The following is a 12,952-nucleotide window of genomic DNA, read 5'->3' on the forward strand; positions in this document are numbered from 1 at the left end:
ATTCTGTTAGAGCATCCAGCTTTGGGGATTTCTGATCGGCTCTCCACGGCTCACCAGCTGCAGCCCAATCACGATCCGCACCACGATCCATACGGCAACGGCGAGAAGAAGAAGAAAGCCGATGCCCACCACCATCAGCACCATCGAGATGATCGCATAGAGGATTGCGATCCAGAAGGTGCGGATCGCCCAAGTGTAGTGCGTCTCAATCCAGGCTTCCGATTTCCCGCGATTCATATAGGCGAGCACGATGCCCACCAGAGCGGAGATGCCGATGACGAAGCCGACGAGATAGAGAACATAGATCACCTGGACATTGGTCGGCCCAGGTTCCAGCCATCGATCTGTCTTGCGTGGTTCAGGCGGTTTGATATCGCTCATCGTTCCCTCCGGTCCGGTTTCGGCCACTCTAACACGCGCTTAACTCGTCGCCATCCGGCCCGGATTGAGGATGTTTCTCGGATCGAACTGCTTCTTCAGCCGCTGTGTAAGCGCTGCCAGCGCCTGTGGTTGAGGCTGGAATGTCGGGACGGCGGATCTCACCGAGGGTGCAGCTCGCACCAGCGTGGCGTGGCCACCGCCGAAATGGGCGATGAGGCCGCGGAGGATCTCGGCTTCAGGATCGGCTTCCATTCGCAACCAGATAAGGCCGCCTTGCCAGTCATAGAAGGCGTTGGCACCTGCAGCCCTGCGGAATGCATCGACGAGCTTGTGCCCCACCGTCGGCGCGACGGAAACGCGCCACACGGGAGCCGATGTGCCGTCCGCAAAGGGCTTGCAGTCGCGGATTTCTTGCCAAAGCGTGCGGGACAGGGGAGGCTCGATGATCTCCACAGTCCCATAGGGCCTCATCAACCCCGCCAGAAGGTCGATCCGATAGTCGACCGAAGGGCCAACGCCCTCCACGCGCAGAAGGGTCCTTGCCTCACTGGAAAACGCTCCATCGAGAAAGCGCCCGCCGACGCTCACCGGTAAATGGGCAGCGCCCGACAGCTCTGCGCTGCTGCCCATGGCATCCGCCATGGCTGCAGCAGCCTCTCCATCGTCCAGACCGACGATCGCAAGGGTCTTCTCGGTTTCCGCCGCGGGAAGCACTTTGAAGGTGACGTCCGTCACCACCGCGAGCGTGCCCCAGGAGCCGGCAAGCCCCTTGGAGAGATCGTATCCCGTGACGTTCTTGACCACCCGGCCGCCGGACTTGAACGCCTCGCCCCGACCGGAGACGGCATGCACGCCCAGCACATGATCGCGGGCAGCGCCGGCCTTGATCCGCCGCGGACCGGAAAGATTGGCCCCGAGCGCTCCGCCCACGGTTCCGCGCCCAACAGTGCCGCCGAGCAGCGGGCCATAATCCATAGGTTCGAAGGCAAACTGCTGGCTGTTGTCCGCCAGCAGCTGTTCGATCTCGGCAAGCGGCGTGCCGGCCTTGGCGGAAAGCACCAGCTCCTCCGGCTCGTAGAGCGTAACGCCCGTGAGCCCGGACAGATCGAGCGTGTGCTCCGTCTGCGCCGGCCTGCCGATGCCGCGCTTTGAGCCATGCCCCACCACTTCCAGCGGCATTTCTTCGCCCACTGCCCAGCGGACGATGTTCAGCACCTCGGCTGCGGTTTCGGGGGTAAAGGTCGTCACCCTCAGAACCTCGGTATGTCCGGAAAAGGCATCTGCCCGCGATGGATATGCATGCGGCCTAGTTCGGCGCAGCGGTGAAGCTGCGGGAACACCTTGCCGGGGTTGAGCAGATGATTGGGGTCAAAGGCACATTTGACCCTGATCTGCTGGTTCAGATCCTCCTCCGAGAACATCTCGGGCATCAGGTCGCGTTTTTCCACGCCCACGCCATGCTCGCCGGTAAGCACGCCCCCCACGTTCACGCAAAGGCGAAGGATGTCGGCTCCGAAAGCCTCGGCCCTTTCCAGTTCACCGGGCTTGTTCGCGTCGTAGAGGATCAGCGGGTGAAGATTGCCGTCGCCGGCGTGGAAGACATTTGCGACTCCCAGCCCGTACTTCTCTGACAGCTCGCGCATGCCGGAGAGGACGCGCGGCAGCTCTTTGCGCGGGATGGTCCCATCCATGCAATAATAATCGGGCGAGATGCGGCCGACGGCCGGGAAGGCTGCCTTGCGCCCCGCCCAGAAGGAAAGCCGCTCTTCATCCGAGTTGGAGATGCGGTTCGTCGTGCACCCGTTCTTATGCGCGATAGCCTCCACGCGTTCGATCAGGTGGTGCACCTCGGCCTGCGGCCCGTCGAGTTCCACGATGAGCAGAGCTTCCACGTCGAGCGGGTACCCCGCATGCACGAAAGCTTCGGCCGCGTGGATCGCCGGACGGTCCATCATCTCCATGCCGCCCGGAATGATGCCGGCGCCGATGATGTCGGCGACGCATTGGCCGGCCTGCTCGCTGGACGGGAAGCCGATCAGAAGCGCCCGCGCCGTTTCCGGCTTTTTGAGAATGCGAACGGTCACCTCCGTGACCACGCCCAGCAGACCTTCCGATCCCGTCATCAGGCCCAGGAGGTCATAGCCTTCCGAATCCAGATGCTTGCCGCCCAGCCGGATCACCTCGCCATTCATCAGCACCATCTGGATGCCGAGAATATTGTTGGCGGTCAGTCCATATTTGAGGCAGTGCACCCCGCCCGAATTCTCCGCCACATTGCCGCCGATGGAGCAGGCGATCTGGGAGGAGGGGTCGGGGGCATAGTAGAACCCCTCATGCTCGACCGCCTGGGTGATGCCGAGATTGGTGACGCCGGGCTGCGCGACTACGGCCCTGTTTGCGAGATCGATCTCGAGAATGCGGTTGAAGCGGCTCATGACGAGCAGAACGGCATCCTCCAGCGGCAGCGCGCCGCCCGAAAGCGAAGTCCCTGAGCCGCGCGGAACGACACGGATGTTGCGTTCGTGGCAATATTTCAGGACCCGTGAGACCTGCGCCACGGTTTCCGGCAACACCACGACGAGCGGAAGCTGGCGATAAGCCGTAAGCCCGTCGCTTTCGAAAGCACGCATCCCGCTCTCGGCTTCGACGATGCCTTCGCCGGGTACGATGATACGCATGTCCGCGATGATTTCCTCGCGCTTTGCGAGCGTCGCGGCGTCGGGCTTTGGCAGGAGGAGACCGGACATGGAACCTTTCTCAACTGGTCCAATCTATTTACCAGTAGGGGTCCCGTCCTGTAAATGGCCGTCCGCCCGCGGCAAATCCGCCGAAGACGGATCGATGGGAGACGTGGGACAGAAGGCAGTCCGCTATCCGCCACGCCCGCTGTGATGAGCGTGCTTTCGCCTGATCCTGCGCACGAGAAGCCACATCAAGAGCACCGCAACCGGAACCGCTGCCGCCGTGATCGTCTCCGGGGGTATGCCTGGAAAGAGGTGCACGCCCTTTACCAGATAGGCGATCAGGCCCACCACGTAATAGGAGATTGCAGCGACGGAAAGGCCCTCCACGGTCTGTTGCAGGCGCAACTGCAGCTCCGCGCGGCGGTTCATCGAGGCGAGCAGGTCGCGGTTCTGCCGTTCCATCTCCACGTCGACCCAGCTTCGCAGCAGGTCTGCGGCGCGTGACAGCTTGCGGGAGAGACTGGCCTGCCGCTCTTCCACCGACCGGCAGGTGCGCATGGCGGGTGCCATCCGGCGCTGCAGGAACGTGGCCCAGGTCTCGTAACCGGGGACGGGGCTTTCATTCAGCATTTCCAGCCGTTCCTGCACGATCCCGTCATAGGCGCGGCTCGCACCGAAGCGGTAAAGGCTCGCCGCCGCTTCCGCTTCCAGTTCTGCGGCAAGCTCCGTCAGTTCGGAGAGCAGCGCCTGGCTGTCGTGCCGCTCGCGTCGCCGCATCTTGTCGGTGAGAATAGCGAGCCGGTCTTCCATTCGCCGGAGCCGCGGCGAGAGCGACTGGGCGAGGGGAAGGCCTAGCATGGCCAGCGTCCGGTACGTCTCGATGTCGATGAGCCGCTGCGTGAGCGCGCCGATACGCGCCGGTGACAGATCCCGTTCCAGAATCAGGATGCGCGTGAGCCCGTCTCCATCCTGCCGGAAGTCGGTGGCCACCGCAGCGCGACCACCTTCGACGATGGAGTAACCCAGGCTGGTCGGGTCGAATGTGCCGATCAGCTTCTCTGTCGCCGGCGACCATTTGCGTATTTCGACCCGGGTGCCGGAAATGACGGTGCCGGGTGGGTTGAAACCGTTTCCAAACGGGGATTCCTGCAACGGCTTGCCGCTGCGCGGCGAAATCGGGCAATCCCACTGATAGCTGGAGAACTCGGTGTGCCTCTCCCATCGCAGGGTGCCTTGGCCCCATCGCATCGCATGGTGCCGCGCAACGGCGTCCGGGGGCACCACACCAAGCCGCCGTGACAGCTCTGCGATGACCGCCTGGTCTACCGCCGATCCTCCTTCCGTCATGAAGGAGAGCTGTAAGATGAGGCACGGCGCCTCCAGCAGCGGATGCGGCCGTGCATGAACTTCGCCCAGCGCGCTGGCGCGGCCCCCATGTGCCGGAAAACCGAGCACGCTACCCGTCACCAGCCTTTCAAGCGGTGGGGCAAGCTCGTCATCGGTTGTTATCTTCAGCTCTTCTGCGCGGCCGTCGCTCATGACAATTGCTGTCGTACCCAATGTTCGAGCAGGGAGTATGCTCTCCTCGCGTGGGAGAGCGCAATGCGCTGATCTGAAGCACACGTGTATTTGAATTGGATAAAGAAGTTGACCAGTTCCGCGAACGCGCGTTACGCTACGCGTCTGCCGAGGGCGCTGTTGAACGGCAGGGGCCTGTGACGACCGTTTTTTCCAGGGTTGAGCATACGCGCACCGCCGATACGGTCGTGCATCAGATCGAGGCTTTGATCCTCGAGGGAATCCTGCGCGACGGCGACCGCCTGCCGGGAGAGCGCGAGCTTGCAACCCAGATGGATGTCTCGCGGCCGATTCTGCGCGATGCTCTGAAGGCGCTGGAGGCGAGGGGGCTTCTGGTGACCCGCCCCGGCGGCGGAACGCAGGTCGCCAATGTCGTGGGCGAGGTCTTCGCAAAGCCCATGCGGGAGCTGATCGCAAACCATCCCAAGGCCACCTCCGACTATCTGGAATATAGACGCGAGATCGAGGCAGTGGCGGCGGAAATGGCGGCCCGGCGCGCGACCGAAGCCGACAAGGCGCTGCTGTCCGAAATCGTCAGTCGCATGGATGAGGCGCATACCTTCGCGGATCCCGAGAAGGAAGCGGAGATCGACGTCGAGTTTCACAATGCCGTTGGTGAGTGCGTGCACAATTTTGTGCTGCTCCACACTCTCCGCTCCTGTTATCGCCTGCTGGCGGAAGGGGTATTCTACAACCGCGCCCGCATCTATCACCTGCCCGGCGCGCGGGAGGAACTGCTCGCGCAGCACAGGGCGATCTTCGTCGCCATCCGCGATGGGAACCCCGTGGCTGCCAGGGAAGCCGCGACGGCGCATATTTCCTATGTCCAAACGGCGAGTGCCGAGGCCGAGCGCACCTATGAAAGGGAGCGCGTGGCCAGCTTGCGGCTGCTTCATCGCTCGGATGCACCCGCTGCCATGCAGGCGAAATCCAAAGCTTCCCGCACGGGACGGTCTTCGCGGCCGGCCCACGAAACAGGATGATCCATTGAAAAGTGAACGCGTTGAAGAGTCCCGCCGCGTAGGCCTGTTTGTAACGTGTCTGGTCGACCTCTTCAGGCCGACGGTCGGCTTTGCGTCCGTCAAGCTCCTGGAGAATGCGGGCTGCCAGGTAGACGTGCCGATGGCGCAGACCTGCTGTGGGCAACCCGCCTACAATTCCGGCGATCGTGCCGACGCGATCGCCATCGCGAGGAACACAATCGAGGCTTTCGAAGACTACGATTATGTCGTGACCCCTTCCGGTTCCTGTGCGGGCATGCTGAAAAAGCATTATCCGAGCCTCTTCAAGGGCGATCCCCGATGGGAAGCTCGTGCCGAGGCCTTTGCCGCGAAGGTTCATGAGCTCGTGAGCTTTTTGGTCGATGTGCTGGGCGTGAGAAGCGTCGGAGCAGCCCATGCGGGCACGGTCACCTATCACGATTCCTGCTCTGGGTTGCGCGAGCTCGGCATCCGCGAGCAACCGCGCAACCTGCTCGCCTCGGTATCGGGACTCGAGCTCAAGGAAATGCGCGATTCGGATGTCTGCTGCGGTTTCGGGGGCACCTTCTGCGTCAAATATCCGGAGATCTCGAACAGGATCGTCGAAGAAAAGACGGCCAATATCCGGGCCGCTGGTGCGGAGACGCTGCTTGCCGGCGATCTCGGCTGCCTAATGAACATGGCGGGTAAGCTGGAACGTCAGGGCATCGACGTAAAGGTGCGCCACGTGGCCGAAGTGCTTGCCGGAATGGATGATGGCCCTGCCATCGGGAGGGGGAAGGGCTGATGCAGATCACGTCACCTGCATTCAAGGAAAACGCGCGCCGCGCGCTCTCGGACGCGCAGCTGCAAAAGGCGCTCGGTCATGTGCGCTCGGGCTTCATAGACAAGCGCCAATATGCGGTGGAAGCTTTGCCGGAGTTCGATGCTCTGCGCGATTCCGCACGTGCCATCAAGGACCATACCCTCGCGCATCTCGACCTCTATCTGGAAGCCTACGAGGAGAAGGTGAAGAAGGCCGGGGGCTATGTTCATTGGGCCGAAACGGCCGCGGACGCCCGCAACGTTATCCTTGAGATCTGCCGCGCCGCGGGTGCCCGTACGGTGACCAAGGGCAAGTCCATGATCACCGAGGAGATCGGGCTGAACGAGTTCCTCGAGAAGGAAGGCGTGCGCCCCGTCGAAACGGATCTCGGCGAATATATCATCCAGCTTCGCGGCGAGCATCCGAGCCACATCATCGCCCCGGCTGTGCACCTTACCAGGGATCAGGTGGAGGCGGACTTCCGCCGCGCTCATGATCACCTCCCGGTGGCGCGCGATCTTTCCGAGCCCGAATCGCTTTTGGGCGAGGCCCGGCGTGTACTCCGCTATCAATATTTCCAGGCAGATGTCGGCATCACCGGCGCCAATTTCCTGGTTGCGGAGACTGGTAGCTCCATCATCGTGACCAATGAAGGCAATGGCGACCTGACCCAAATCCTGCCCCGCGTTCATGTGGTGGTGGCTTCGATCGAGAAGATCGTGCCGACCTTGGAAGATGTGAGCCAAATCCTCCGGCTGCTCGCCCGCTCGGCCACCGGACAGGACATGAGTGTCTACACCACCCTATCCACTGGTCCGCGCCGCCCGGGTGATCCCGACGGTCCGGATGAGTACCATGTCGTTCTGGTCGATAATGGCCGCTCTTCCATGCTCGGTACGGAATTTCAGGACATGCTGCGCTGCATCCGGTGTGGTGCCTGCATGAACCATTGCCCGGTCTACCACGCTGTCGGTGGGCACGCCTATGGCTGGGTCTATCCGGGGCCCATGGGCGCTGTCCTCACCCCATCCCTGGTGGGCGTGGACAAGGCAGGGCATTTGCCGAACGCTTCCACCTTCTGCGGGCGGTGCGAAGCGGTGTGCCCGATGCGCATCCCGCTGCCGAAGATGATGCGCCATTGGCGTGAGCGCGAATTTTCGCGCGGTCTCAACCCCGCCACCCAGCGCTATGGCCTGCGTGCCTGGGCCATGTTCGCCAGGCGCCCAAAACTTTACCGGCTGGCATCGTCCTTCGGCATCCCTCTTCTCTCTTTTTTCAAAGGCAGGAAAGGGAGCTTCCGCTATCTGCCGCTTGCCGGCGGATGGACCAGGCACCGCGAAATGCCGGCGCCGGAAGGCCGAACCTTCATGCAGCAATGGCGCGATCGCGATGCGCAGAAGCAGGAGGCGCGGGCATGAGCGGCAGGGAAGCCATTCTGAACAAGGTCCGGGCGGCTATCGGTACCGCTCCTGAAGACGCGGCGCGAGCAAAGATCGTGAAAAAACGCCTGGCCAATCCGCCGGTAGGCGTGATCCCTGCGCGCGGCCAGTTGCCGGAAGAGGAGCGTGTGGCGCTGTTTTGCCTAATGGCCGCAAAGGTTTCGGCCACCGTGGAGCGCGTCAGGAAACCCGGTGACGTGCCCAAGACCGTTGCCGCCTATCTGCGCTCCCGGAACCTGCCTGCCTCCGTTCGGATGGGGGCGGATGAACGGCTGGAAACGATGCCTTGGAAGGCGTTGAAGTCGCTGGAAGTAAAGCACGGGCCCGCTACGGCTGACGACGAAGTCGGCGTCAGCCATGCAATTGCCGGCGTGGCGGAGACAGGCACGGTGGTACTCCATTCGGGTGGAGCCAATCCGACGACTGTGAATTTCCTTCCCGAGCACCATATCGTGGTGGTTGATGCAAAGGAGATCGCCGGAGATCTGGAATCGGTGTTCGCCAGGCTCCGACAGACATTCGGGAAGGGCAAGATGCCGCGCACCGTGAACCTGATCACAGGACCGTCCCGTTCGGGCGACATCGAGCAGAAATTGCTGCTCGGTGCTCACGGGCCGCGCGCGCTGCACCTCATTGTGGTCGATGGCGGCTGAAGGAATTCATTTCGACGACGCAGAAACGCCTTCTGGCCTGCGCATTTATGCGGTGGGCGACATCCATGGCCGTCATGATCTCATGACGGAGATGCATCGCCGCATCATGGCCGAGATCATCGAGGAGAAACCGGCGGACTGGCGCATCATCTATCTGGGCGATTACGTGGATCGCGGCCCCGCCTCTTGCCAAGTGCTGGAGTTCCTGTCCCGATCCATGAAGGCCGATCCCCGTGTGATGGCGCTTGCCGGAAACCACGACCTCGGCTTCCTCGCCTTTTTGGCGCAGCCACGCGCTCAGGGGCTTTTCGCCAACAATGGCGGAGATGCAACGGCCCGATCCTACGGCGTGGATCTGGATTTCACATCACGGGAGAACCTGCTCCGCGGACATGCGGCGCTTATGGAGGCGATCCCACAGGAACATCTCGATTTCCTGCAGGGCTTAAAACTGTCGGCAAGTTTCGGCGATTTGTTCTTCTGCCATGCCGGCATCCGGCCCGGTGTCCCGCTCAATGCACAGGACCCGGAAGACCTGATCTGGATCCGCGAGCGCTTCCGCCATGACCTTACGCTGCATCCCAAACTCGTGGTGCATGGCCACACGCCTATGCCGGAACCCGAAATCAGGCCTAACCGGGTCAATCTGGATACCGGCGCCTGGTATTCAGGCCGACTGACGGCGATGATGTTTGAGGGGAGGCGGAAGCGGCTGCTGGAGGTGTTGGGGGAGGCTAACGGGCAAAGTCGCTGATGCCGTAGCCATCCGACGAGTGGTAGGATCCGGAGGCGGTCGCTGCATAAATACCCGCTCCACTCACCATAACCGCGGTAAGCAACATCAGCGAGAGGATCGTAGCACGCATCAGGCTCATCTCTTTTCCGATCTGGTAAGGATAGAAGGCCCAGGTTACCAATTGGTTCCCCTTCTGAGCCTCGGTTGACTGCGGTGAAATCTCGGCGGGCCAAATGAGCTTTCCGCCGAAAAGTTGCAATAGGCTGCTTATGATCCCATCACGGTTTTATGTGAATGTTGCTCTTTTGCAGCGATCCCTCTGGACGCTGGAATCGGGTTGATTGCTCTTGGACGCGGGTGCAATTTCGCGTGGCTTGCCGAGAACAAAATGCCGCTGCAGAACCGCGTCACTCCCTTTGGAACCATCGAAGCAGTCTCCGCGCGAGGGCTGTTCACGGGCAATCGCGGCGTCATTCACGATCCTGAAACGAAGAGGCTTCTGGGAAGACGATGGTCGACTAAGGCGTGGATCATCTGCGAATGCGATTTCCAGGGTCGGCATCGCGAGGTGATGGGCCGCAACAGCCCAAACGGAACGGCTGGCTGGACCGAACTCTTCTTCCTCGATGAAGTGACGGCCCTGGCGGCCGGTCATCGCCCCTGCTTTTATTGCCGGCGCAACCGCGCTCAAGCTTTTGCTCGCGCTTTCGCCGAAGGGCAGGGCAGGGCGCAAATTTCCGCACCTGACATGGATGCAATCCTCCACAAGCAACGTCGGGCGTCGGGCGGTACGACGATTGCGGCTTCGGAAGGCGACGCGTTGCCGGACGGAGCCATGGTGGAAGCGCAAGGTCGAGCCTTTGCCGTGCGTCGGGGTAAGCTCCTGCCTTGGGATTTTGCCGGTTACGGGCAGTCCCGTCCGCTTCGCGAGGTAGGAGCGCGCTTTTCCTTGATCACGCCCCCCGCTACCGTTGCCGCTATGCGCGCCGGTTATCTTCCGGTCTGGCACCCTTCTTCGGCCTCTTGACCCGTGAAATGCCTCAGCGCATCAAGCACCCATGCGGGCAAACTACAAAATGCAGCGGCTTTACCTTTCGGCGGACCTGTCGCGGGACGCGGAGGTCGAGACCACGCGCGAACAAGCGCACTATCTGGGCAATGTCCTGCGGATGCGAGAAGGGAGCCAATTGCTCCTCTTCAACGGGCGCGATGGTGAATGGCTCGCCGAGGTCGCCGGTCTTTCGAAGAAATCTGCAAGGCTCCTCCTTCGCGAGCGGACACGTGAGCAGACGCCGCAGCCCGATCTTATGTATTGTTTCGCACCGCTGAAACAGGGCAGGCTCGATTACCTCGTTCAGAAAGCGGTGGAAATGGGGGCGGGCATTCTCCAACCCGTCATCACCCAGCACACACAGGTGCCCAAGCTGGGTATGGACCGCCTTCAAGCAAATGTGATCGAGGCGGCCGAGCAGTGCGGAATCCTCTCCATTCCCGCGGTCAGAGAGCCAGTCAGGCTTGATGCTCTGCTTTCCAATTGGGAAGAGGGAAGGCGCCTCGTTTTCTGTGATGAGGACGCAGCCGGGCAGAATCCACTCGGTCTCGTTTCGGCTCTGGCGGGCGAAAGACTCGGGCTTCTCGTGGGTCCGGAGGGAGGATTTTCCGAAACGGAGCGGGTCACCCTCCGCCGCCTTCCTTTTGTCGTGGCGATTCCCCTTGGACCCCGTATCCTCAGGGCGGATACCGCGGCCGTGGCCGCGCTTGCCATCATCCAGGCCGGCGCAGGCGACTGGCGCGACGGGGCCTGATCTGTCGTTCAGAACTTTTCGCTTGCCTGCCGTTTCGGTCTTCGCCAATGAGGCGAAGCTTCGTATCAGGCACTGAGGTTAAGATGGCGAGAGACACGACCGACAACCGGCCGATCGAGACGGTCGATGAGCTCGTCTCCTATCTTGCCGCGGGCTGCAAGCCGAAACAGGCTTGGCAAATCGGCACCGAGCACGAGAAATTTCCTTTTTATGTAGATGATCATCGGCCGGTGCCTTACGAAGGCAGACGCGGCATCCGCGCCTTGCTGGAGGGCATGCAGAGGATTCTCGGTTGGAATCCGATTCTGGACGACGGGCGGATCATCGGCTTGGTCGAACCCACCGGGGAAGGCGCGATCTCGCTTGAGCCGGGCGGTCAGTTTGAACTTTCGGGCGCCCCCGTCGAGACGATCCATCAGACCTGCCGGGAGGGCAACGCTCACCTGGCGCAGCTGCGCGAGATCGCTGAACCTCTGGGAATCCGCTTCCTTGGCTTGGGCGCGAGCCCGAAATGGACGCTTGCGGAAACGCCCCGCATGCCGAAATCGCGCTACGAGATCATGACGAATTACATGCCGAAGGTCGGTAGCCACGGCCTCGACATGATGTATCGCACCTGCACGATCCAGGTGAATCTCGACTTCGCGTCGGAAGCAGATATGCGCCGGAAGATGCAGGTCGGCATGCGGTTGCAGCCGATCGCCACCGCGCTCTTTGCCAATTCACCTTTCACCGACGGTGCCGTCAACGGCTACCAGTCCTGGCGTGCGGAGATCTGGCGCGATACCGACAATCAGCGCTCCGGCTTGCTGCCCTTCGTGTTCTCGAACAGTTTCGGCTTTGCCGACTATGTCGAATGGGCGCTCGATGTGCCCATGTATTTCGTCATCCGTGACGGGCGCTATTATGACTGCACCCAGGTTACTTTCCGGCAATTCATGTCCGGCGCGCTGCGGCATGCCGTTCCAAATGGCATGCCGACCATGGGCGACTGGACGAACCACCTGTCCACACTGTTCCCCGACGTGCGCCTGAAGCGTTACCTCGAGATGCGCGGTGCCGATGGTGGTCCGTGGCGGCGCATATGCGCACTGCCCGCTTTCTGGGTCGGCTTGCTCTACGATGATGCGGCGCTCGATGCAGCAGAGGACCTTACCAAAGGGTGGAGCTTCGAGGATGTGCAGGCGCTGCGTGATGCTGTTCCCGTCGAGGGCCTTTCAGCCACATTCCGCAACCACCATCTGCGCGAGGCCGCCCGGGAGGTCCTTGCAATCTCCCGTATGGGCCTTGCCAACCGGGCCAGGAAAAACCGCGAGGGCTTTGACGAAACCGGCTTCCTGAGCCCGCTGGACGAGGTGGTGGCGCGGGGAACCACAAGCGCGCAGGAGATGGTCACCGCCTTCCACACGCGATGGGGCGGCTCGATCGAACCGGTGTTCCTGGAGCAGGCGTATTAAGGGAATAGGGCAGTGCGGTGCCGGGTTTTCTGGTCCCGGCGTTGCGACGACCGGCGCCGAAAATTAGCTGCAACCGGTAACGCATGGATTCTTGGCCTTGCCGCCCTTACTGCCCTACGGCCGCTACAATGAGCATCCTTGCTTCCGCCTTCGTTGACTTTTGTCGCCTCTCTTCATATAAGCCCGGCACGTTCGGGCCGGCCGCCCGGCGCGCTGCCGTGCGTCCTGCGGCCAAAACTGCTCCTGTTCGTAAATCGACAGAATGAAGAAGGGCCGCACTCCGCGGTATTAAAATAAATGAAGCGCACCTATCAGCCCTCGAAACTTGTTCGCAAGCGCCGCCATGGTTTTCGTGCACGTATGGCCACCAAGGGTGGACGCGGCGTGATCGCCGCACGCCGTGCACGCGGCCGTAAGCGGCTCTCTGCCTAATA

General features: G+C 61.9%; 14 protein-coding genes. 9 read left to right on the top strand and 5 right to left on the bottom strand.

The genetic code is table 11. The annotated features are described in order from the left end of the window. Positions 1 to 6 precede the first annotated feature (6 nt). The 4 genes from CHEJ32_RS0111405 to CHEJ32_RS24530 form a co-directional block, all read right to left on the bottom strand. Positions 7 to 381: a DUF4870 domain-containing protein gene (locus CHEJ32_RS0111405; protein WP_028033987.1), complete on the bottom strand. Its 375-nt coding sequence runs from the start codon at positions 379 to 381 to the stop codon at positions 7 to 9. 39 nt (positions 382 to 420) lie between these two features. Then, positions 421 to 1,629 carry an FAD-binding protein gene (locus CHEJ32_RS0111410; RefSeq protein WP_028033988.1) on the bottom strand — a complete coding sequence of 403 codons (1,209 nt, stop codon included), beginning with the start codon at positions 1,627 to 1,629 and terminating at the stop codon, positions 421 to 423. A 2-nt stretch (positions 1,630 to 1,631) separates the two neighbouring features. Further along, positions 1,632 to 3,128 carry an FAD-linked oxidase C-terminal domain-containing protein gene (locus CHEJ32_RS0111415; RefSeq protein ID WP_028033989.1) on the bottom strand — a complete coding sequence of 499 codons (1,497 nt, stop codon included), beginning with the start codon at positions 3,126 to 3,128 and terminating at the stop codon, positions 1,632 to 1,634. Between the two features lie 123 nt (positions 3,129 to 3,251). Beyond that, entirely contained in the window at positions 3,252 to 4,604 is a 1,353-nt protein-coding gene (locus CHEJ32_RS24530; protein WP_034658281.1) for a DUF3422 family protein, read from the bottom strand. A 176-nt stretch (positions 4,605 to 4,780) separates the two neighbouring features. Here CHEJ32_RS24530 and CHEJ32_RS0111425 point away from each other — a divergent pair, with 176 nt between their 5' ends. The 5 genes from CHEJ32_RS0111425 to CHEJ32_RS0111445 are packed head-to-tail and all read left to right on the top strand — an operon-like array spanning position 4,781 to position 9,274. Beyond that, a complete protein-coding gene (locus CHEJ32_RS0111425; protein ID WP_028033990.1) occupies positions 4,781 to 5,626 on the top strand; it encodes a FadR/GntR family transcriptional regulator in 846 nt (281 codons plus the stop codon). Positions 5,627 to 5,630: 4 nt separating this feature from the next. Next, the gene (locus tag CHEJ32_RS0111430) at positions 5,631 to 6,410 is read left to right on the top strand and encodes a (Fe-S)-binding protein (RefSeq protein WP_028033991.1); all 780 of its coding nucleotides are present in this window, start codon (positions 5,631 to 5,633) and stop codon (positions 6,408 to 6,410) included. Beyond that, on the top strand, positions 6,410 to 7,846 hold the full coding sequence (locus CHEJ32_RS0111435) for a LutB/LldF family L-lactate oxidation iron-sulfur protein (RefSeq protein WP_028033992.1): 1,437 nt from the start codon (positions 6,410 to 6,412) through the stop codon (positions 7,844 to 7,846). Before CHEJ32_RS0111430 ends, CHEJ32_RS0111435 begins: the two co-directional genes overlap by 1 nt. After that, positions 7,843 to 8,520, top strand: a complete 678-nt coding sequence (locus CHEJ32_RS0111440; protein WP_028033993.1) for a lactate utilization protein — start codon at positions 7,843 to 7,845, stop codon at positions 8,518 to 8,520. The genes CHEJ32_RS0111435 and CHEJ32_RS0111440 overlap by 4 nt, the downstream gene beginning before the upstream one ends. Further along, on the top strand, positions 8,510 to 9,274 hold the full coding sequence (locus tag CHEJ32_RS0111445; RefSeq protein WP_028033994.1) for a metallophosphoesterase family protein: 765 nt from the start codon (positions 8,510 to 8,512) through the stop codon (positions 9,272 to 9,274). Before CHEJ32_RS0111440 ends, CHEJ32_RS0111445 begins: the two co-directional genes overlap by 11 nt. On the opposite strand, the gene CHEJ32_RS24535 is transcribed toward CHEJ32_RS0111445, so the two are convergent. Next, positions 9,255 to 9,437, bottom strand: coding sequence for a hypothetical protein (locus CHEJ32_RS24535; RefSeq protein ID WP_156936679.1), 183 nt, complete (start codon positions 9,435 to 9,437; stop codon positions 9,255 to 9,257). The two genes, CHEJ32_RS0111445 and CHEJ32_RS24535, sit on opposite strands and share 20 nt — an antisense overlap. A gap of 207 nt (positions 9,438 to 9,644) precedes the next feature. Here CHEJ32_RS24535 and CHEJ32_RS0111455 point away from each other — a divergent pair, with 207 nt between their 5' ends. The 4 genes from CHEJ32_RS0111455 (at position 9,645) to rpmH (ending at position 12,950) form a co-directional block, all read left to right on the top strand. Then, positions 9,645 to 10,283, top strand: coding sequence for a hypothetical protein (locus CHEJ32_RS0111455; RefSeq protein WP_028033995.1), 639 nt, complete (start codon positions 9,645 to 9,647; stop codon positions 10,281 to 10,283). A 31-nt stretch (positions 10,284 to 10,314) separates the two neighbouring features. Next, a complete protein-coding gene (locus tag CHEJ32_RS0111460; protein WP_028033996.1) occupies positions 10,315 to 11,061 on the top strand; it encodes a 16S rRNA (uracil(1498)-N(3))-methyltransferase in 747 nt (248 codons plus the stop codon). An 83-nt stretch (positions 11,062 to 11,144) separates the two neighbouring features. Further along, on the top strand, positions 11,145 to 12,518 hold the full coding sequence (locus CHEJ32_RS0111465; RefSeq protein WP_028033997.1) for a glutamate--cysteine ligase: 1,374 nt from the start codon (positions 11,145 to 11,147) through the stop codon (positions 12,516 to 12,518). A gap of 297 nt (positions 12,519 to 12,815) precedes the next feature. Next, a complete protein-coding gene (rpmH, locus tag CHEJ32_RS0111470) occupies positions 12,816 to 12,950 on the top strand; it encodes a 50S ribosomal protein L34 (protein ID WP_028033998.1) in 135 nt (44 codons plus the stop codon). The last annotated feature ends 2 nt before the right edge of the window (positions 12,951 to 12,952 follow it).

Source organism: Chelativorans sp. J32, assembly GCF_000518985.1.
Lineage (GTDB): Bacteria > Pseudomonadota > Alphaproteobacteria > Rhizobiales > Rhizobiaceae > Chelativorans.

Coding starts and splice junctions, on each gene's coding strand:
- CHEJ32_RS0111405 (WP_028033987.1), bottom strand. CDS start 381: ATGAGCGATATCAAACCGCCTGAACCACGCAAGACAGATCGATGGCTG.
- CHEJ32_RS0111415 (WP_028033989.1), bottom strand. CDS start 3,128: ATGTCCGGTCTCCTCCTGCCAAAGCCCGACGCCGCGACGCTCGCAAAG.
- CHEJ32_RS24530 (WP_034658281.1), bottom strand. CDS start 4,604: ATGAGCGACGGCCGCGCAGAAGAGCTGAAGATAACAACCGATGACGAG.
- CHEJ32_RS0111435 (WP_028033992.1), top strand. CDS start 6,410: ATGCAGATCACGTCACCTGCATTCAAGGAAAACGCGCGCCGCGCGCTC.
- CHEJ32_RS0111440 (WP_028033993.1), top strand. CDS start 7,843: ATGAGCGGCAGGGAAGCCATTCTGAACAAGGTCCGGGCGGCTATCGGT.
- CHEJ32_RS0111445 (WP_028033994.1), top strand. CDS start 8,510: ATGGCGGCTGAAGGAATTCATTTCGACGACGCAGAAACGCCTTCTGGC.
- CHEJ32_RS0111455 (WP_028033995.1), top strand. CDS start 9,645: ATGCCGCTGCAGAACCGCGTCACTCCCTTTGGAACCATCGAAGCAGTC.
- CHEJ32_RS0111460 (WP_028033996.1), top strand. CDS start 10,315: ATGCGGGCAAACTACAAAATGCAGCGGCTTTACCTTTCGGCGGACCTG.
- CHEJ32_RS0111465 (WP_028033997.1), top strand. CDS start 11,145: ATGGCGAGAGACACGACCGACAACCGGCCGATCGAGACGGTCGATGAG.
- rpmH (WP_028033998.1), top strand. CDS start 12,816: ATGAAGCGCACCTATCAGCCCTCGAAACTTGTTCGCAAGCGCCGCCAT.